General features: G+C 75.2%; 17 protein-coding genes. 7 read left to right on the top strand and 10 right to left on the bottom strand.

Annotation, left to right across the window (positions count from 1 at the left end):
* The first annotated feature begins 146 nt into the window (after nucleotides 1–146).
* Both K1J50_RS11150 and K1J50_RS11145 read left to right on the top strand, forming a co-directional pair.
* Nucleotides 147–1,337 (top strand): MFS transporter, encoded by a 1,191-nt coding sequence (locus tag K1J50_RS11150; RefSeq protein WP_369413575.1) that lies wholly within the window; start codon nucleotides 147–149, stop codon nucleotides 1,335–1,337.
* An 89-nt stretch (nucleotides 1,338–1,426) separates the two neighbouring features.
* On the top strand, nucleotides 1,427–1,855 hold the full coding sequence (locus K1J50_RS11145) for a secondary thiamine-phosphate synthase enzyme YjbQ (protein WP_220117791.1): 429 nt from the start codon (nucleotides 1,427–1,429) through the stop codon (nucleotides 1,853–1,855).
* A 10-nt stretch (nucleotides 1,856–1,865) separates the two neighbouring features.
* Here K1J50_RS11145 and K1J50_RS11140 read toward each other — a convergent pair whose 3' ends face one another.
* From K1J50_RS11140 to K1J50_RS11125, 4 genes are all read right to left on the bottom strand, one after another.
* Nucleotides 1,866–2,714 carry a universal stress protein gene (locus K1J50_RS11140; RefSeq protein ID WP_220117787.1) on the bottom strand — a complete coding sequence of 283 codons (849 nt, stop codon included), beginning with the start codon at nucleotides 2,712–2,714 and terminating at the stop codon, nucleotides 1,866–1,868.
* 140 nt (nucleotides 2,715–2,854) lie between these two features.
* The gene (locus K1J50_RS11135; RefSeq protein WP_220117786.1) at nucleotides 2,855–4,504 is read right to left on the bottom strand and encodes a thiamine pyrophosphate-binding protein; all 1,650 of its coding nucleotides are present in this window, start codon (nucleotides 4,502–4,504) and stop codon (nucleotides 2,855–2,857) included.
* 26 nt (nucleotides 4,505–4,530) lie between these two features.
* Complete coding sequence (locus K1J50_RS11130) at nucleotides 4,531–5,793, bottom strand: CaiB/BaiF CoA transferase family protein (RefSeq protein WP_220117785.1); 1,263 nt, start codon at nucleotides 5,791–5,793, stop codon at nucleotides 4,531–4,533.
* A 243-nt stretch (nucleotides 5,794–6,036) separates the two neighbouring features.
* Nucleotides 6,037–6,234: a hypothetical protein gene (locus tag K1J50_RS11125; protein ID WP_220117784.1), complete on the bottom strand. Its 198-nt coding sequence runs from the start codon at nucleotides 6,232–6,234 to the stop codon at nucleotides 6,037–6,039.
* 239 nt (nucleotides 6,235–6,473) lie between these two features.
* On the opposite strand from K1J50_RS11125, the gene K1J50_RS11120 reads away from it, so the two are divergent.
* On the top strand, nucleotides 6,474–7,142 hold the full coding sequence (locus tag K1J50_RS11120) for a uroporphyrinogen decarboxylase/cobalamine-independent methonine synthase family protein (RefSeq protein WP_220117783.1): 669 nt from the start codon (nucleotides 6,474–6,476) through the stop codon (nucleotides 7,140–7,142).
* A 184-nt stretch (nucleotides 7,143–7,326) separates the two neighbouring features.
* Here the strand turns inward: K1J50_RS11120 and K1J50_RS11115 are convergent, their stop codons facing one another.
* A complete protein-coding gene (locus tag K1J50_RS11115; RefSeq protein WP_220117782.1) occupies nucleotides 7,327–8,541 on the bottom strand; it encodes an MFS transporter in 1,215 nt (404 codons plus the stop codon).
* Between the two features lie 270 nt (nucleotides 8,542–8,811).
* Here K1J50_RS11115 and K1J50_RS11110 point away from each other — a divergent pair, with 270 nt between their 5' ends.
* Nucleotides 8,812–9,864 carry a Bug family tripartite tricarboxylate transporter substrate binding protein gene (locus tag K1J50_RS11110; RefSeq protein ID WP_220117781.1) on the top strand — a complete coding sequence of 351 codons (1,053 nt, stop codon included), beginning with the start codon at nucleotides 8,812–8,814 and terminating at the stop codon, nucleotides 9,862–9,864.
* A gap of 35 nt (nucleotides 9,865–9,899) precedes the next feature.
* Here the strand turns inward: K1J50_RS11110 and K1J50_RS11105 are convergent, their stop codons facing one another.
* From K1J50_RS11105 to K1J50_RS11090, 4 genes are all read right to left on the bottom strand, one after another.
* Complete coding sequence (locus tag K1J50_RS11105) at nucleotides 9,900–11,537, bottom strand: thiamine pyrophosphate-binding protein (protein WP_220117780.1); 1,638 nt, start codon at nucleotides 11,535–11,537, stop codon at nucleotides 9,900–9,902.
* A 73-nt stretch (nucleotides 11,538–11,610) separates the two neighbouring features.
* Nucleotides 11,611–12,285 (bottom strand): SRPBCC family protein, encoded by a 675-nt coding sequence (locus K1J50_RS11100; RefSeq protein WP_220117779.1) that lies wholly within the window; start codon nucleotides 12,283–12,285, stop codon nucleotides 11,611–11,613.
* A 3-nt stretch (nucleotides 12,286–12,288) separates the two neighbouring features.
* On the bottom strand, nucleotides 12,289–13,965 hold the full coding sequence (locus tag K1J50_RS11095; RefSeq protein ID WP_220117778.1) for a thiamine pyrophosphate-binding protein: 1,677 nt from the start codon (nucleotides 13,963–13,965) through the stop codon (nucleotides 12,289–12,291).
* Nucleotides 13,966–14,147: 182 nt separating this feature from the next.
* Nucleotides 14,148–15,014 (bottom strand): ATP-binding protein, encoded by an 867-nt coding sequence (locus tag K1J50_RS11090; protein WP_220117777.1) that lies wholly within the window; start codon nucleotides 15,012–15,014, stop codon nucleotides 14,148–14,150.
* 182 nt (nucleotides 15,015–15,196) lie between these two features.
* Between K1J50_RS11090 and yajC the strand changes: the two genes are divergently transcribed.
* From yajC to K1J50_RS11075, 3 genes are all read left to right on the top strand, one after another.
* The gene (gene yajC / locus K1J50_RS11085; protein ID WP_220117776.1) at nucleotides 15,197–15,580 is read left to right on the top strand and encodes a preprotein translocase subunit YajC; all 384 of its coding nucleotides are present in this window, start codon (nucleotides 15,197–15,199) and stop codon (nucleotides 15,578–15,580) included.
* Nucleotides 15,581–15,919: 339 nt separating this feature from the next.
* Nucleotides 15,920–16,450 (top strand): YeeE/YedE thiosulfate transporter family protein, encoded by a 531-nt coding sequence (locus K1J50_RS11080; RefSeq protein WP_220117775.1) that lies wholly within the window; start codon nucleotides 15,920–15,922, stop codon nucleotides 16,448–16,450.
* A 15-nt stretch (nucleotides 16,451–16,465) separates the two neighbouring features.
* Entirely contained in the window at nucleotides 16,466–17,092 is a 627-nt protein-coding gene (locus K1J50_RS11075; protein WP_220117774.1) for a YeeE/YedE thiosulfate transporter family protein, read from the top strand.
* Between the two features lie 133 nt (nucleotides 17,093–17,225).
* Here the strand turns inward: K1J50_RS11075 and K1J50_RS11070 are convergent, their stop codons facing one another.
* Nucleotides 17,226–17,864 (bottom strand): superoxide dismutase, encoded by a 639-nt coding sequence (locus K1J50_RS11070; RefSeq protein WP_220117773.1) that lies wholly within the window; start codon nucleotides 17,862–17,864, stop codon nucleotides 17,226–17,228.
* Between the last annotated feature and the right edge of the window lie 206 nt (nucleotides 17,865–18,070).

The following is an 18,070-nucleotide window of genomic DNA, read 5'->3' as shown; positions in this document are numbered from 1 at the left end:
CAGAGGCTCGATGATCCGCCATTCCGCCTCACTCAGATCGAACCGCGACATGCCAAGCTCCCGTCCAGCAGGGAACTTGAATCAGATCCCAGCCCGTCGCGTCCAGCAGTTTGGGTTCAGGACCTAGGCCTGCTGCCCCCGCGGCAGTGAGCGACGCGCGCCGCGTGCTGCTGGCCCGGGCGCTGCGCGGCTTCGCCGACGGCAGCGCCGCGATCCTGCTGCCGGTGCACCTCGCCGCGCTCGGCTTCGAGGCGGTCGCGATCGGCGCGCTCACGGCGGCGACGCTGCTCGGCTCGGCGCTGCTGACGCTCGGCCTCGGCCTGCTCGCGCACCGCATGCCGCGCCGGCGGGGACTGCTCGCGGCGAGCCTGCTGATGGCCGCAACCGGCGCCGGATTCGCCTTCCTCGACGGGTTCTGGCCGCTGCTCCTGGTGGCGCTGTGCGGCACGCTGAACCCGGCGGGCGGCGACGCCGGCCCGTTCCTGCCGTTCGAGCACACGGTCCTGGCGCAGACGGCGCAGGGCGCGACGCGCACGGCGCTGTTCGCGCGCTACAGCTTCCTCGGCGCGATGGCGGCGGCGGCGGGCGCGCTCGCGACCGGTGCGGTGGACTGGCTCGCGCCCGCCTTCGGGCGGGAGGCGGTGGTGCGGGCGATGTTCCTGCTCTACGGCGCGCTCGGGGTGGCGAGCCTGCTGCTCTACCACGGCCTCACGCCCGCCGCCGAACGTCCCGCGGGAGAGGCGCCGCCTCCGCCGCTCGGTCCTTCCCGGCGGCGGGTCTACGGGCTCGCCGCGCTGTTCTCGCTCGACGCCTTCGGCGGCGGCTTCGCGGTGCAGTCGCTGCTCGCGCTCTGGCTGTTCGAGCGCTTCGGGATGGACGTCGCGACCGCGGGGGCGGTGTTCTTCACGACCCAGCTCTGCGGGGCGCTGTCGCTGTTCGCCGCGGCGCCGATCGCGCGGCGGATCGGCCTCGTGAACACGATGGTGTTCACCCACCTGCCCGCCAACCTGTTCCTCATCGCCGCGGCCTTCGCGCCGGAGGCCTGGGCGGCGGTGGCGCTGCTCGTGCTGCGCAGCCTGCTCTCGCAGATGGACGTGCCGGCGCGCTCCGCCTTCGTGATGGCGATCGTCGAGCCGGCGGAACGGCCGGCGGCGGCGAGCCTGACCAGCGTGCCGCGCGGCCTCGCCGCTTCGCTCTCGCCGCTGCTCGCCGGGTGGATGCTCTCGCTCTCCGCCTTCGGCTGGCCGCTGGTGGTCGCGGGCGGGCTGAAGCTGGCCTACGACCTCCTGCTGCTGCGCGGCTTCGCGCGGCTGCGGCCGCCGGAGGAGAGCGGCTGACGGGCGCGGCGGGCTTGACCGGCCGTCCGGCAGCGCCGATCTGGCACGGCCGGGGCGGACGCACGGACGAGGCCTGGCAGGCGATGGCGATGCAGCAGCGGATGCACCGCATCGAGGTCGCGACACGGGGCCGCGGCCTGGTGGCGGTGACGGCGCCGGTCCTCGCCTGGGTCGCGGCGCAGGGCATCGCGACCGGGCTGCTCACGATCTGGTGCCGCCACACCTCCGCCTCGCTCCTGGTGCAGGAGAACGCCGACCCGGAGGTGCGCGCCGACCTCGAGGACTTCCTCCGCCGCCTGGTCCCGGAGGGCGGCGGCGGGCGCTACCGGCACGAGACCGAGGGGCCGGACGACATGCCGGCGCACATCCGCGCCGCGCTCACCCCGACGCAGCTCTCGATCCCGGTGGAACAGGGCCGGCCCGTGCTCGGCACCTGGCAGGGGATCTACCTCTACGAGCACCGCACCGCGGCGCAGCGGCGCGAGCTGGTGCTGCACCTGATCGGCGAGGCGCCGTAGCCGCGCTCGGTCAGTGCGACATCAGCACCGGCACCGTCATGCGCTGCAGGATGGTGCGGGTCACCCCGCCCATGACGAACTCGCGCAGGCGGGAATGGCCGTAGGCGCCCATCACCAGCAGGTCCGCCGCCATGTCGGCGGCCTGGTTGAGCAGCACGTCGCCCTCGCCGACCTCCTCCGAGACGGTCTGCGCCGCTTCCACCTTGATCCCGTGCCGCGCGAGGTGCAGCGCGATGTCGGCGCCCGGCACCTCGCCGTGCGCGTCGGGCCCGCGGAGCGGATTGACGGAGAGCACCGCCACCTCCTCCGCCTCCGCGAGCAGCGGCAGCGCGTCATGCACCGCGCGCGTCGCCTCCCGGCTGGCGTTCCAGCCGACCAGCACCCGGCGCCCGGTGGTCGCGAACCGTCCGGCGAAGGGAACGATCAGCACCGGGCGGCCGGAGGTGAACAGCACGCGCTCGATGATGGCCGAGGCGGCGGGCTGCTCGCCCGCCGGGTCGTGCTGGCCGACCAGGGCGAGGTCGGCGTAGCGCGCGTGCAGCGCCACGTGTTCCGCGGCCACCCCCTCGACGAGGCGCCACTCGCCCTCGATGCCCTCTCGCCGCACGGTCTCCCGGAAGCGCGTCTCCACCTCCGATGCGGTGGCCTGCGCCTCCTCGCGCAGGCGCTCGAGCATCGGGCCGATCGCCGCGGCGCCGTCGCCGAAGCCGCCGGCGAACCCGGACGGCAGGACGAGATCCGCCACGTACAGACCGGCCACATGCGCGCCGTGCCGGCGCGCGAGGTCCGCCGCGAGGCGGAGGCGCACGTCGCTCCGCGCCGAGCCGTCGAGGTGAACCAGGATGTCCTTCAGCCGCATCTCCGCACCCTTTCCTGGCGCCCGGCGCCTCCGCCGGATCCGGGCTTCGGCCCGCCAGGGGAACGCTGAGCCCCGCCGTCGGGTCGCACCTTGATCCGGGTCAAGAAGGATCGGCGCGGGGCGGCGGCGCGCCCGCCCCCTCAGGTGGTGTAGGCGGTGAAGTCCGCGGTCTGCGCCCGCGCCCTGGCGTCGGTCAGCACGTTCACCACCGCCACCTTGCCCTCCGCGACGGCGCGCCGCGCGCGCTCGAGCGCGGGGCGGATCGCCTCGGGGTCCTCGACGTACTCGGCATGGCAGCCGAGCGCCTCGGCCATCCGGTCGTAGCGCGTGTAGCCGAGGTTGCGGCCGGGCTTGTTGCCGGCCGGATCGGCGGTCCAGCCGCCGTTCAGGCTGATCACGACCAGGATCGGCAGCCGGTGGCGCACCGCGGTGTCGAGTTCCATCGCGTTGAGGCCGAAGGACCCGTCGCCGTGCAGCACGATCACCTGCGCCTCCGGCTTCGCCGCCTTGGCGCCGATGCCGAAGGGCAGGCCGACGCCCATGGTGCCGAAGGGGCCGGAGTTCAGCCGGTGGCCGGGGACGAAGGTGCCGATGGACTGCCGGCCATAATTGAGGATCTCCTGCCCGTCCACGACGAGGATCGCGTCGCGGTCCATGAAGTCCCGCACTTCCTTGCACAGCCGCAGCGGGTGGATCGGCGTCTGGCCGGTGGAGAGCTTCTCCTCGTTGGCGGCGATGCGCTCGCGGTCGCCCCGGGCGAGGCGGCCGCGCCAGTCGGCGAAGCGCGCCGGGGTGTTCCTGCCGCGCAGCGCCGCGGCGAACTGGGCGAGGGCGGCGCGGGCGTCGGCGCAGATGCCGAGCACGACGTTCGCCCCGCCGGCGTTCGCCTCCGCCGGGTCGATGTCGATGCGCACGAAGCGCGCCGACGGCGAGAAGCGCGGCGGCCGGCCGTGGCCGATGACGTAGTTGAGGCGGGTGCCGACGACGAACACGAGATCCGCCTCGCGCAGCGCGGTCGAGCGCATGCGCGGATAGGAGTACTCGTGGTCGTCCGGAACCGCTCCGCGGCCCTGCGGCGTGGTGTAGAAGGGGATGCCGGCGGCCTCCACGAACTCCTGCAGCTCGCGCGCGGCCTGGGCGTAGAGGATGCCGCTGCCGGTGATGACGAGCGGCCGCTCCGCCTCCTCGAGCAGCGCCACGGCGCGCGCGATCGCCTCCGGCGGCGCCGCGGGGCGCGCGATCGCCTCCGGCGCGGCGGGCGCGGGCCAGGCGACGGCCTCCTCCTCGACCTCCATGTGCAGAACGTCGCCGGGCAGGTCGAGGTAGACCGGGCCCGGCTTGCCCGCCATCGCCTGGCGGAAGGCGACGTCGATCAGCTCCGGGATGCGTCGCGGATCGTACACGCGCTCGGCCCATTTCGTCACCGGGCGCATGATCGCGATCTGGTCGATCTCCTGGAAGGCGCCGCGGCCGAACTGGGCGACCGGGCTGGCGCCGCCGAGGGCGACGACCGGCGCGCAGTCCACCAGCGCGTTGGCAAGGCCGGTGGTGAGGTTGATCGCGCCGGGGCCGGAGGCCGCCATGCACACGCCGGGCCGCGCGCGCAGCCGCGCATAGGCCTGGGCCATGAAGGCCGCGGCCTGCTCGTGCCGCACGTCGATCATGCGGATGCCCTCGGCGATGCAGGAGGACATGGCGCCGAGCATCGGGCCGCCCATCAGGAAGAAGGCGGTGTCCACGCCCTGCCGCTTGAGCGCGCGCCCGACCAGGTCGTGGGCCTTGATCTTCATCGCGTGGATGTCCCCTGTCCGTCGGTTCAGATGGCCTTCTCGGCGCGCAGCGCCGCGATCTCGTCCTCGCCCAGTCCGAGCAGCCCGCGATAGACCGCCTCGGTGTCCGCCCCGAGCACCGGCGGCGCCGCGACCGGCACGTGGGAGGCCGACATCTTCACCGGCCAGCCGGGGACGACGAACCTGCCGCGCACCGGGTGGTCCACCTCGGCGAAGATCCCGCGCCGGCGGAGGTGGGGGTCGTTCACCAGCTCGCCGCAGTCGAGCACCGCGCCCGCCGGCACGCCGGCGTCGCCCATCAGCCGCATCACCGTGTACTTGTCGTGCCGGCGCGTCCACTCGGCGATGATGGCATCCAGCGCCTCGTGGTTGCGGTAGCGGGCGTGCGGGTCGGCGAAGCGCGGGTCGTCCTTGAGGTCCTCGCGCCCGATCACCTTCAGCAGCCGCTCCCATTGATGCTCGCCGGCGCGCGAGGTGTAGATGAAGCAGTAGTCGTTCGGCCCGCCGGGGGCGCAAGGATAGGCCTCGCTCGGCGCGTTGGCGCCGATCATGCTCTGGTTGCCGTGGCGCTCGGCGGTGCGGCCGGAGATGAGCTGGGCGGCGAAGGCGATGCGGCAGAAATTCACCATCGCCTCCTGCATCGCCACGGTGACGCGCTGGCCCTCGCCGGTGCGGCCGCGCTGGACGATCGCGGCGAGGATGCCGAGCGCGAGGTGCAGCCCCGCGCCGGTGTCGCCGAGCGTGACGCCGGGCTTGAGCGGCCGCCCGTCCGGCTCGCCGGTGATGGACATCACGCCGCCGGTGGCCTGCGCGATCATGTCGAAGGCCGGATAGTTGGCGAACGGGCCGTCCTCGGCGAAGCCCTTGATCTGGGCATAGATGATGCGCGGATTGATGCGGCGCACCTCCTCCCAGCCGAAGCCGAGGCGCTCGATGGCGCCGGGGGCGAAGTTCTCGACGAACACGTCGCCCTTCTCGATCAGCCGGCGCAGCAGCGCGCGCCCCTTCTCGTGCTTGAGGTTGCAGGTGACGCTGCGCTTGTTGGCGTTCAGCACCATGAAGTAGTAGCTGTCGGCGTCCGGCCGGTCGGCCGAGGCGCGGCGGCCCTGCTCGCCGCGGCCCGGCTCCTCGACCTTGATCACCTCGGCGCCGAGCCAGGCGAGGGCCTGGGTGCAGGAGGTGCCGGCCTCGAACTGCGTCAGGTCGATGACCCGCACGCCGGCGAGGGCGCCGCATTGCGCGGCGGCGGAGGCTGGCGTCGGGGGCGATCCCTGGCTGTCGTTGGGCACGTTTCCCTCCCGGTCCCGGTCCGGCGGCGCCCGCGCGCTCGGCGCCTCGCTCGCGGGCATTACGCGCAACGCCACCGCGCCCGTCAATCGCCCCCGGCGGGCGGCGCGCCCCTCTCCCTGGCGCCGCGCCTGCGCTAGGCTCCGTGCCGGACACTCCATCGCCAGGGCGATCCCGCCATGCAGCGCAGCGAGCAGCGCATCCCACACCGGCAGCCTGCCGCGCCCGCGCGCGCTGACGCGGCTCTACGTGCGGCGCGCCCGCGGCGAGGCGGTGGACGAGGCGGCGATCGCCGCCGCCGGGCGCGAGGCGCTCCACGCCATCGTGCCGCGCCAGATCGCCTGCGGCCTCGACGTGATCAACGACGGCGAGCAGCGGGCGAGGCCTTCGCGCTCTACCTGCGCCACCGCCTCGGCGGCATCGGCGGGCGGGGCGAGCGGCACGGCTTCGCCGACCTCGACGCCTATCCCGAATACAAGGCGGCGTTCGAGGAGCAGTCCGCGGCGCGCGAGGCGGTGAGCAACACGGCGAACCTCCCCGCCGCGATCGGCCCCGTCGCCATCTCGGCCGCGGCGCGGCGGAAGCGGAGTGCGCCGAGTTCCGCGCCGTTCTCGCCGGCTTCGCGGGACGCTACGCGGAGGCCTTCCTGACCGCGCCTTCCCCCGGCATCGTCGCGGCGACCGTGCAGAACCGCCACTACGACACGGAGCAGGCCTATCTCGACGCGCTCGGCGAGGCGCTGCGCGTGGAGTACGAGGCGATCGTCGGCGCCGGGTTCCTGCTGCAGCTCGACTGCCCCGGCCTGGCGCTGGAGCGGCACTGCTCCTACCGCGACCGGCCGCTCGGCGGCTTCCTCGGCTTCTGCGAGCGGGTGGTCGCGACCATCAACCGCGCGCCGGCGAACGTGCCGCGCGAGCGCGTGCGGCTGCACGTCTGCTGGGGCAATTACGAGGGGCCGCACGACGCCGACGTGCCGCTCGCCGAGATCCTGCCGGTGCTGCTGGCGGCGAAGGTCGGCGGCCTGGTGCTGCCCTTCGCCAATCCGCGCCACGCCCACGAGTACCGCTGCCTCGCGCGCACCCCGCTGGCCGAGGACCAGGTGCTCGTCGCCGGCGTGATCGATCCCCTGACCAACTTCGTCGAGCACCCGGAGGTGGTGGCCGAGCGCATCGAACGCATCGTCCGGGCGGTGGGCGATCCGCGCCGCGTCCTCGCCGGTACCGATTGCGGCTTCGACACCGCGGCCGGGCGCGGGCGCGTCGCGCCGGACGTGGCGTGGGCGAAGCTCCGCGCGCTCGCCGAGGGGGCGCGGATCGCCTCGGCGCGGCTGTTCGGCACGAGCGGGGGCTGAGGCGGTGTGCTGGCTGTGCCGGGCGCGCGGCGCGTTCTTCGTCGGCGCGGCCGCGGACGGGATCGCGCCGGACGCCTGGCGGGGATGCCGGCGCCGCGGCGGAGCGGCCGGCCGCAGCCGGCAGCGCCGCCGGTTCCGGCGAGGACGGGGGCGCGACGCCGGCACCCGCGGCCCGCCGGTGCCGCTACCGGTTCCCGGCGGCCCCTGCCGCCGCCTCGCGGCGACGGGTCCGCCATGCCGCCAGCGCGCCGGCCAGCGGCAGCACCGCCAGCGCGGCGAAGGCGAGCGCGTAGGAGCCGAGTGCGCCGACCACCAGCGCAAGCAGCGACGGCCCCGCGACCACGCCGGCGAAGGTCACCGCCAGCACCCCGCCTGCAGCCTCCCCGGCGCGGCCCGGCGCGGCGAGCCGCGCCGCCTCGGCCATCAGCACCCCGTTCCAGCCCGCCACGCTGGCACCGAGCGCGCAGAACACCGCCAGCACCGCCGTCTCCGGCCAGCGCACGGCGAACGGCAGGGCCAGCACGCCCGCCGCGCTCGCGAGCCCGATCGCGGCGAGCACGCCCAGGCCGCTGCGCCAGAGGTCCGCCGCCATGCCCCAGGCCAGCCGCGCCAGGGCGCCGAGGACCTGCGCGGTCGCGGCCGCCGCGCCGGCGGCGACCGGTCCCCAGCCGAACTCCTCCACCAGCATCGTCACCGCATAGGCGCCGAAGGCGAGCTGGAGCGCGGAGTAGAGCCCGCCGACCGCGGCCAGCGCCGCGAGCCCGGGCCGCTCGCGCAACGCCGCAAGGCCGCTGCCCGCACCGCCGCGCAGCAGCCGGCCGCGCGGATCGCGCTCCGCGTCCCAGTGCGGACGGAACGCGCCGAGCGCCAGCGCCGCCGCCAGCAGCGCCGCGGCGACCGCAAGCGCCGTGCCGCGCCAGCCGAGGGCGAGGCTCGCTCCCGGCAGCAGGAGGCCGGCGAGGGCGGCGCCGATCGGCACGCCCATCTGCTTCACCGCGAACACCATGTTGCGGCGCGCGGGCGGCGCGAGGCGCGCGAGCACCTGCGACGCCGCCGGATTGGTCAGCCCATAGCCGCCCCCGACCAGCAACGAGCCGAACAGGACCCCCGCCACCCCGCCGAGCGCCATGGCGAGGCAGGCGAAGGCCGCCGCGCCGAGCGCGATCTGCGTGCAGCGCGCTGGGCCGAAGCGGCGCAGCGCGCCGACCGAGAGCACGGATCCGATCGCGGCGGCGCCATAGACCAGCGCCACCTGATAGCCGATCCAGTGGGGGGCGATGCGGAGCTCGCGCGTCGCCGCGGGCGCGAGCACCGGCAAGACGAACACCGCGAGCGTCGCCAGCCCTTGCGCGGCGGTGGTCGCGGCGAGCGCGGCAGCGAGACCGCCGGCGGCTCTCATGCCGCACCACCCGGCGGGCAGCGGAGCCGGCGCCCCGGCGGCGTCCGGTCGCCGCGGCGGCAGGCGGCACGATGGCAGGGCAGCGGCGCGGGCACGGCTCTCGCCGGAGAGGGAGGCGGCGCCAGCCTAGCCCGTGCGCGGAGGGGCGACAACGCCGGGCGGCCGCCGGTTCTTCCGGCGCCCGTGCCGTCTGCGGTAGCGTCCCGATGCGGACGGAACCGCAGACGGACGGGCGCCTCGCGGCCGGCCGCCCGCGAGGAGGAGACGACCATGACGCAGCCGAGCGGCCTCCGCCGCACCGCATCGCCGCCGCTGCCCGTGGCACCGGGAAGGCCGCGCCTCTCGCGGCGGGCGCTGGCCGGCCTCGCGGCCACGCCGCCGATGGCGGCGCTCGCGCCGCGTCGCCTCGCGGCGGCCGATCCGCCCTGGCCGGCGCGCCCGATCACCCTCGTGATCGCCTACCCGCCGGGCGCCATCACCGACACCGTCGGCCGCAAGGTCGGCGACCGGCTGAGCGCGGCGCTCGGCATGCCGGTGGTGATCGAGAACCGCGGCGGCGCGGGCGGCAACCTCGCCGCCGGCGTGGTCGCGCGGGCGCAGCCGGACGGGCACACGCTGCTCTTCACCTCCTACGGCAATCTGCTGATCGCCGCCGCGGCCGATCTGCGGCTCGACTTCCATCCGCAGCGCGACCTGGCGCCGATCGCGCTGATCGGGCCGATGACGGTGGTGCTGCTGGTGCGCCCGGACCTGCCGGTCCGCACCATCGAGGAGTTCGTCGCCTACGCCCGCGCCCATCCCGGCAGGCTGAACTTCGCCTCGGTCGGCGTCGGCAGCTCCTATCACCTGCTGATCGAGCAGATGATCGCGTTCGGCAGGCTCGACATGCTGCACGTGCCCTATCGCGGCGGCACGGCGGCGATGGCGGACTTCCTCGGCGGGCGGGTGGACGCGATGCTCGCGACGCTGCTGTTCGCGCGGCCCTACATCAACGACAACCGCGCGCGGGCGATCGCGGTGGCCAATGGCGAACGCTCGCCGGTGCTGCCCGACCTGCCGACGGTGGGCGAGCGGGCGGTGCCCGGGGCGCGGCTGGTGGACGGGCTCGGCGTGATGGGGCCGGCGCGGCTGCCGGCGCCGGTGGTGCGGCGGGTGAACGCCGCGGTGCAGGACATCCTGCGCCAGCCGGACATGCACGCCTGGCTGACCGGCGAAGGCGTGGTGCCGCGGCCCGCGCCGCCCGAGGCCTTCGCCGCCATGCTGCGCGAGGAGGCGGAGCCGCTGCGGCGCCTGATCCGCGACAACAACATCCGGCTGGAGTAGAGCGGATCGCGGACGGCGCGGCGCGCCCGCCGCGGCTATTCCGCGGCGACCGCGAGCGGGCGCGGCAGCACGGCCTCGAGGCTCGTGCGCACGATCGCGGCGAGCGGCCCCGGCGCGCGCAGCGCCGCGGCGAGCCGCGGCAGGTCGGCCTCGGTCTCCACCCGCAGCACCGGCACGCGGAAGGCGGCGGCCCAGGTCGCGAAGTCCGGATTGGCGAGGTCGGTGCCGCTGACCCGGCCGGGGTGCGCGCGCTCCTGGTGGATGCGGATCGAGGCGTAGCAGCCGTTGTCGGAGAGCAGCAGCTTGATGTTCGCCCCGCGCGCGACGCCGACCGCGAGCTCGCCGCCCGTCATCAGCGCCCCGCCGTCGCCCACGGCGCAGATCACCGGCCGCTCGGGATGGCGCAGCGCCGCCGCGACCGCGGCCGGCACGCCGAAGCCCATGGCGCCGGAGACGGGCGCGAGCAGGCGCTGCGGCGGGCGCCAGGCGACCTTGCGGTAGAACGGCGCACCGAAGGTGCCGGCGTCGAGCGTGACGATCGCATCGGCCGGCGCCAGCTCGCCGACCAGCTTCGCCACCTGCGCGAAGGCGACGCCGTCGGGGTAGCTGCGCGCGACCACCTGGCTGTCGGCGGTCTGCAGCGCGCGCAGCCGGGCGCACCACGCCTCGCGCCCCGCCGGCGCGCCGGCCGGCTCGCGCGCGAGCGCCGCGATCACCGCGCGCGCATCGGCGGCGAGCGCCAGCTCGGCGGGGAACTGCCAGCCGAGGAAGCGCGGCTCGGCGCAGACATGCACGAGGCGCTGGCCGGGGCGCGGCCAGGCGTAGCCCTGGGTCGTCAGGTCGGTCAGGCGGGTGCCGAGGGCAAGCACGAGATCCGCCTCGTCGAACGCCGCGGCCTGCGCCGGCGGCGTGCCGAAGCTGCGGTCGCCGGCGTAGAGCGGATGGTCGTTCGGGAACAGGTCCTGGCGGCGGAAGGAGACCGCGACCGGCAGGCGCCAGCGCTCGGCGAAGCCGAGCAGCGCCTCGCGCCCGCCCGGCGCGTCGAGGGCGTGGCCGGCGAGCACCACCGGGCGCTCCGCCGCGCGCAGCAGGGCGGCGAGGCGCGCCGCGTCCGCGGCGGCAGGCGGCGCCGGGCGGACGAGCGTGGCGGGCGGGACGGGCGTCGCGCAGGGCATCGCCAGCACGTCCTCGGGCAGGCTCAGCACCACCGGGCCGGGCACGCCCTGCATGGCGATGGCGTAGCCGCGCGCGATCAGCTCCGGCACCTGCTCCGGGTCCGTCGCCTCGCCGATCCACTTGGCGATGCCGCGGAACATGCTGGCGTAGTCGATCTCCTGGAAGGCGTTGCGGCGCAGGTCGCGCCGCTCGACCTGGCCGACCAGCAGGATCAGCGGCACCGCGTCCTGCTCCGCCGTGTGCACCGCGATCGCGGCGTTGCACGCGCCGGGGCCGCGCGAGACCAGCACCACGCCGGGCCGGCCGGTGAGCTTCGCGTCGGCCACCGCCATGAAGCCGGCGCCGCCCTCCTGGCGCGCGACGACGAGGTCGATCGTCGGGTGCGCGTGCAGCGCGTCGAGCAGCGCGATGTAGCTCTCGCCCGGCACGCAGAAGGCGCGGTCTATGCCCTGCGCGGCGAGGAATGCGATCAGCCGTTCGGCGGCGGTGGCGGTCATGCGCGTCCCCTTCCCGGTCGCGCCTTGCTAGCGCCGGCGCAGCGCGCGGCCAAGCCGCGGCGCGGCTGCGTCCTCACTCGGCGCGCGGCGCGGGCGGCGGCGCTTGCGGCCGCAGGCCGAGCCAGGCCAGAAGCGCGCGCAGCTTCGCCTTCACCACCGTCCACAGCAGGCGGTGCGCCTGCAGGGGCTGCGCCGGCGCGGGCGGCGGCACGGGCTGGGCCGGCGCGGCGGATGCTGTCGCGGAGGCGCCGGCCGCCGCCTCCGCCGGCGGCGGCGCCGGCGCGAGGTCGCGCGCGAATTCCTCGGCGGCGCGCCGGGAGAATTCCTCCATCAGCGCGTTGGCGAAGGCGACGCCGCCGGTGCGTGCGAAATCCGCGAGCACCCCCGTCAGCTCCGCCGCCGAGCGCAGCGCGACGATCGAGGCGGGCCGCTCCGGCGGCGCGTCGGGGTCGGCGCGCACCGTGTAGTCCACGCGGAAGCCGACGCGCGCGGCGCGCAGGTCGGCGGTGCCGCGTCCCTGGAGCCGGCCGCTCAGCGTCGCCGGATCGGTCTCCGCGGTCAGCTTGCCCTTGAAGCGGATCCTCTTCGGCCCGAAGGCGACCACCATGGCGCCGAGCCAGGCGCCCTCCTCGTCGCGCCCCTCGACCACCGCGCCGGGCATGCAGCGGGCCATGCGCTCGACGTCGGCGAAGCGGAGGATCACCTCCTCCGGCCGGCCAGGGACGCGGAATTCGCCCGCGAACTCCACGGCTCAGCCCACCGCGGCGGGGCGCAGCAGCGGCGCCGTGTTCGGCTTGCCGAAATGGATCTTGCTGTAGGGATCGCTCACCGTGCTCGGCGAGACGCGGGCGTCGACGACGAACAGGCCGCCCCGCACGAAGCCGCGCCGCACCGCGTCGCCGACGTCGGCCTCGCGCTGCAGCCGCACGCCGTCGCCGCCGAAGGCGCGCGCGAGGGCGACGAAATCGGGCGACTGCCACTGCGCGAGCGTCTGGTCCATGCCCTTGGCGCGCAGCTTGTGCACCTCGGCGCCGAAGCCGGCGTCGTTCATCACCAGGATGGTGAGCTGCATCTTCTCGCGCACCACCGTGTCGAGCTCCTGCAGGTACATCATCAGGCTGCCGTCGCCCTCGATCAGCAGGTGCGGCCGCCCGGGGGTGGCGACGCCGACGCCGATCGCGAGGCTGAGCCCCTGGCCGATCGAGCCGAACTGCGAGGAGAAGCGGATGTCGCCGCCCTCCGGCACGGCGAGATACATCGCCGGGAAGGAGAAGAAGTGCCCGACGCCGCAGGTGATCAGCACGTCCGGCGGCAGGGCGGGCCCCAGGCTGCGCATCAGCGCGCGCGGATCGAGGCCGTCCTCCGGCTTCGGATACTGGTGCGGCGGCGCGTCGAGCACCGCGCGCGCGGCCGGGGTGCGGAAGCCCTGCTTGCGCACCTGGCGCCGCTCCAGCCGCTCGTTGATCGCGGCCACCGCCTTCCGCGCGTCGGCGCGCAGGTAGAGGCCGGGCAGCACGCCGATCTCCTCCGGCGCCGGGCGGATGTCGATGCGCGCGACCTCGGCCTGCGGGAAGAGCAGGCCGCCCTCGCTTGTGTAGTAGCCGAGTTCGGCGCCGACGCCGAGGACGAAGTCGGCCTCCGCCATCAGCGCCTCGGTCGGCGCGCTGGCGAAGGTGCCGGCGATGCCGACGTCCCAGGGATGGCCGGCGAACAGCCCCTTCGCCTGCAGCGAGGTGGCGAGCAGCGCGCCGACGCGGTCGGCGAGGCGGAGGATCTCCTCCTTCGCCCCGGCGTAGCGCGCGCCGCGCCCGGCGACGATCACCGGCCGTTCGGCCGCGGCGAGCTTCTCCACCACCGCCTCCAGCGCCTCCTCGCTCGGCGCCGGCGCCAGCGGGGGGAGGAAGTCGGTCGAGGGGCGGTAGGCGAAGTCCCAGTCGAAGCTGCGCTCCTGGATGTCCATCGGCAGGCCGAGCACGACCGGGCCGCGATGGACGCGCGCGGCGTAGAAGGCCTCGGCAATCTCCTCGGCGAGGGCGTCGGGGCCGGTGATGGTGAAGTAGCGGGCCTCGCAGGCCTCGGCGAAGCGGCGCTGGTCCAGGCCCTGCATCCGGTTCTTCGCGCCCTGCGGCACCTCGCCCGCGATCAGCACCAGCGCCGAGCGGTTGCGCGCCGCGCAGACCAGCGAGGTGCCGCACTGCGTCAGGCCGGGCCCGCAGGTGACGGTGGCGACGCCGATCCGGCCGGTGGCCCGGAAATGCCCGTCGGCCATGGAGACCGCCGCCGCCTCGTGGCGCGAGGAGACCATGCGCACGCGCGGATCCCTCCCGAGCACGCTCCAGAGCGACATGTTGCCGTCGCCCATCAGGCCGAAGATCGGGCCCGTATCCTCCGCCACGATCGCCTCGGCGATCGCCTGGTACACCTTCATCCGCCGCTTCCTCCGTGCGCGCCGCCAACGACGCCTCGCGGCGGCGATGCTAGTCGGCCTCCCCCGGGCCGGCAACGCGACGGGCGGCACGGCGCGCCCGCTTCCCGGCCGTGCCGACGGCATCGCGTCGCCGGGCGTCCGGCGTGGCCGCCGCCGGCGCGGCCCGAGGCGGTCGGCGCGCGCTACGCCCCGGGGATCGGCACGCCGAGCCGCCCCGCGAGGTCCTGGATGCACTGCCAGGCGACGCGGCCCGAGCGCGCGCCGCGCGTGACCGACCACTCGTTGGCGGCGCGGCGCAGCTCCTCGGCCCCGATCGGCAGGCCGAAGGCGCGCGCATAGCCCTCGACCATCGCGAAGTAGGTCTCCTGGTCGCAATTGTGGAAGCCGATCCACAGGCCGAAGCGGTCGCTGAGCGAGACCTTCTCCTCCACCGCCTCGGCGGGGTTGATCGCGGTGCTGCGCTCGTTCTCGATCATGTCGCGCGGCATCAGGTGGCGGCGGTTGGAGGTGGCGTAGAACAGCACGTTCGGCGGCCGCCCCTCGATGCCGCCCTCGAGCACGCTCTTGAGCGCCTTGTAGTCGGTGTCCTCGCGCTCGAACGAGAGGTCGTCGCAGAACACGAGGCAGCGCCTGGGCTGGCCGCGCAGGATGTCGAGCAGCTCGGGCAGGGTGCGGATGTCCTCGCGGTGGATCTCGATCAGCGCGAGGGAGCCCGGCACCTCGGCGTTGCAGGCCGCGTGCGCGGCCTTGACCAGCGAGGACTTGCCCATCCCGCGCGCGCCCCAGAGCATGACGTTGTTGGCCGGCAGGCCGCGCGCGAAGCGCAGCGTGTTCTCGAGCAGGATCGCCTTCTGCCGGTCCACCCCCTGCAGCAGCTCGATCGGCACTGCGGCGACACGGCGCACCGGGGCGAGCCGCGGCGCGGGGCGCGGGTGCCAGACGAAGGCGTCGGCGGCGCCGAGGTCGGGCGGCGGCGGGGCGGGCGGCGCGAGGCGCTCGAGCGCCGCGGCGATGCGTTCGAGGGCGGGGAGCAGGCTGGGATCGCTCATCGGTCGGGTCGCTCTGTCGGTGTGTCGTCCGGTTCGGTGGCGCGCGCGGCGCGGAGGCGGAGCGGTATTGACGGGCGGGGGCGGGCGGCTAGGGTGCGCTGCCTTTTCCCCGCAAACCGCCTGCGCCGGCAAGCCTCCCCGGCGCGACGGCGGACCGCATCACTAGGGACGCCGGACCCGCCATGTGGACGCTGCTCTGGACCACCCTCGCCTGGATCCCGCTCGCGATCGCGCCGGCGCATGCGCAGGCGGCCGGGGGCGGAGGCGACGTGCTGCTCCAGCTGATGCCGCTCCTGCTGATCTTCGGCGTGTTCTACTTCGTGCTGATCCGCCCGCAGCAGAAGAAGATGAAGGAGCATCGCGAGATGCTCGCCTCGCTCAAGCGCAACGACCGGATCGTCACCGGGGGCGGCATCGTCGGGCGGATCACCAACGTGCGCGACAACTCCGACGAGATCGAGGTGGAGATCGCCCCGAACGTGCGGGTGACGGTGGTGCGCGGCACCATCAGCAGCGTGATCCGGCCGGAGGGCGCCACGGGCGAATCCGCCGCGAAGGCGGGCTGAGGCGGCGGCGATCGCCGCCGCGCCCGGCGCGCTCCCTCCCCTCCGCCGGCGCTCCCGCCGTCCCGCACCCGGCGCCCGCCGCCGTGCGGCGCGGCCGGGATACCGCCGGGCGCCCGGGAGGCCGGCCCAGCGGCTCAAGGCGCCCGCCCGGGCCGCGGCCCCCGGACAGCCGCAGGCGCGTCCTGGCATCCGCCGCCCCCCACCCCCGGCATCGCCCGCGCGGCGGCGCTCGCGCCCTCCTGATTGCGCCGGGTCAAGCCGGTTGCGCTGAATCAAGGCCGGGTACGGGCCCGGGGAGCAGCGTTGCGGCCATGGCCGGCAAGCCCGCCGGCTGCAGGCATGAAGGGTTCCGCAATGCCACGCCTCACCGAGAAGGCCTGGTCGCCCTATCTGGCGGGAGCGGCGATCGGGCTGCTGCAGATCCCCGCCTTCCTTTTCCTCGGCACGGCGCTCGGCGCGTCCTCCTCCTACGTCACGGTCGGCGCCACCCTGGCCGAGGTGTTCGATCCGGGCGTCCGCGCCCTCCGCTACGCCGCGGCGCACCTCAGCGGCGCGAAGAACTGGTGGCAGGTGGCGCTGGTCGCCGGCATCGCGCTCGGCGCGCTGCTGTCGGCCTCGCTCTCCGGCGCGCGGCGCCGCGGCATCGCCCCGGTCTGGCAGCGGATCGCCGGCGTCGGCCCCGGCGGCCGCTTCGCCATGGCCTTCGCCGGCGGCTTCCTGATGCTGCTCGGCGCGCGCATCGCCGATGGCTGCACCTCGGGCCACGGCCTGTCGGGCATGGCGCAGCTCGCCATCGGATCCTTCATCGCCGTGGGCGCGATGTTCGCCGGCGGCATCGCCACCGCGATGCTGTTCCGGCCGGTGCGCTGAGGAAGGGAGGCGACGATGTCCGTGTTTTCCGCCGTTCTGCTTGGCCTCGCCATGGGCGTGGTGTTCGGCTTCCTGCTCGAGAAGAGCCGGGTGTTCGAGCCGGCAGTGATCGTCGGCCAGTTCCAGCTCCGGAACTTCCTGATGCTGCGCGTCTTCCTCGCCGGCGTCGCCGCCGGGCTGGTGGTGCTCGCGGTCCTGACCGGGTTCGGCTGGGCGAAGCTCGCGCCCAAGGCAACGCTGCCCGTGGCCGACCTGGTCGGCGGCCTGGTGCTCGGCGCCGGGATCGCGCTGGCAGGGGCCTGCCCCGGCACCGTGCTCGTGCAGATCGGTGCCGGCTACCGGGACGCTTGGTTCACCCTGGCGGGCGGGCTGCTCGGCGCCGTGACCTTCATCTACGCCGAGCCGGCCCTGGCGCCGTGGCTTGCCGCCGGCGGGCAGGGCAAGCTGACGCTCGACGTTGTGCTTGGCGTGCCGTTCTGGCCGCTCGCGCTTGCCGTCGCGGTGCCGCTTTCGCTCGTCCTCTGGACGATGGAGCGGTGGCGTCCCTGGAGGACGGAACTGGGGGATGCGGCCGATGGGCTGCTGCCGCCCGCGGCCGGCGCCGCGTCGCCGCATGCGGGGCGCGCGCTTCCGGCCGAGTGAAGGGCGAGGGGGCCGGGCCGTGCGGCCGGCCCCCCCCTCCTCTGCGGGCGCAGCGCGGTGCTTCTCGCCCTCCGCTGAGCCGTCGGCGAACTCCCCCCTCCCCTGCGGGCGCAGCGTGACGCGCCGCTGCGGCTCAGGCGCTCTGGCCGGTCTTCATCCCGCCCTGCTGCAGGAAGGTCGCCACCGCCTCCCAGTTCACCAGCCAGTCGAGGAAGTTCTGCAGGTAGTCCGGCCGGCGGTTGCGGAAGTCCAGGTAGTAGCTGTGCTCCCACACGTCGCAGCCGAGGATCGGCGTGCCCTCGCCGGTCGAGATCGGGTTCGCCCCGTTCGGCGTCTTCGTCACCCTGAGCTTGCCGTCCGGCGCGACGATCAGCCACGCCCAGCCGGAGCCGAACTGCGTCACGCCGGCCTGCTTGAACGCCTCCTTGAACTGCGCCAGGCCGCCGAAGTCCTGGTTGATCTTGCTGGCGAGGTGCCCGGGCAGCTTGTCGCCGCCGCCATCGGGCGACATCACCTGCCAGAACAGGCAGTGGTTCCAGTGCTGGCCCGCCTGGTTCAGCACGGGAAGGCCGTCGGCGCCCTGCCGGCCGGCCTCGGCGACGATCTGCTCGAGCGTCTTGCCCTGCAGGCCCTTGCTCTCGATCAGGCCGTTGAGCGCGGTGACGTAGGCCTGATGGTGCTTGCCGTGGTGCAGCTCCAGCGTCTCCTGGCACATGCCCCGGGCGGCCAGCGCGTTGTAGGAATAGGGCAAGGACGGCAGGCTGAAGGGCATCGGAGTCTCTCCCGTGTTCTCTGGCTGCGTGCGGGCGCGGCGGGCGGACCTCGCGCCCCCCGGCCGCCGCGGGCAGAGCTAGGCGTCGCCCGATGGGGCGTCAAGCAAAGCCGGCGTGGCCGCTCCGGGCGGCGAGAGGCGCCGCTGCCCTTCGCCGCATCCCGTCCGCGTCGCCTCGCCGGCGGCGCTTGCGCCGTTGCCGCCAC

It is taken from the genome of Caldovatus aquaticus, from assembly GCF_019458025.1.
GTDB classification, from domain to species: domain Bacteria; phylum Pseudomonadota; class Alphaproteobacteria; order Acetobacterales; family Acetobacteraceae; genus Caldovatus; species Caldovatus aquaticus.
This window is presented reverse-complemented; position numbering and strand designations above follow the sequence as displayed.

Coding starts and splice junctions, on each gene's coding strand:
- K1J50_RS11095 (WP_220117778.1), bottom strand. CDS start 13,965: ATGAAGGTGTACCAGGCGATCGCCGAGGCGATCGTGGCGGAGGATACG.
- K1J50_RS11145 (WP_220117791.1), top strand. CDS start 1,427: ATGCAGCAGCGGATGCACCGCATCGAGGTCGCGACACGGGGCCGCGGC.
- K1J50_RS11090 (WP_220117777.1), bottom strand. CDS start 15,014: ATGAGCGATCCCAGCCTGCTCCCCGCCCTCGAACGCATCGCCGCGGCG.
- yajC (WP_220117776.1), top strand. CDS start 15,197: ATGTGGACGCTGCTCTGGACCACCCTCGCCTGGATCCCGCTCGCGATC.
- K1J50_RS11080 (WP_220117775.1), top strand. CDS start 15,920: ATGAAGGGTTCCGCAATGCCACGCCTCACCGAGAAGGCCTGGTCGCCC.
- K1J50_RS11075 (WP_220117774.1), top strand. CDS start 16,466: ATGTCCGTGTTTTCCGCCGTTCTGCTTGGCCTCGCCATGGGCGTGGTG.
- K1J50_RS11135 (WP_220117786.1), bottom strand. CDS start 4,504: ATGAAGATCAAGGCCCACGACCTGGTCGGGCGCGCGCTCAAGCGGCAG.
- K1J50_RS11105 (WP_220117780.1), bottom strand. CDS start 11,537: ATGACCGCCACCGCCGCCGAACGGCTGATCGCATTCCTCGCCGCGCAG.
- K1J50_RS11140 (WP_220117787.1), bottom strand. CDS start 2,714: ATGCGGCTGAAGGACATCCTGGTTCACCTCGACGGCTCGGCGCGGAGC.
- K1J50_RS11070 (WP_220117773.1), bottom strand. CDS start 17,864: ATGCCCTTCAGCCTGCCGTCCTTGCCCTATTCCTACAACGCGCTGGCC.
- K1J50_RS11115 (WP_220117782.1), bottom strand. CDS start 8,541: ATGAGAGCCGCCGGCGGTCTCGCTGCCGCGCTCGCCGCGACCACCGCC.
- K1J50_RS11110 (WP_220117781.1), top strand. CDS start 8,812: ATGACGCAGCCGAGCGGCCTCCGCCGCACCGCATCGCCGCCGCTGCCC.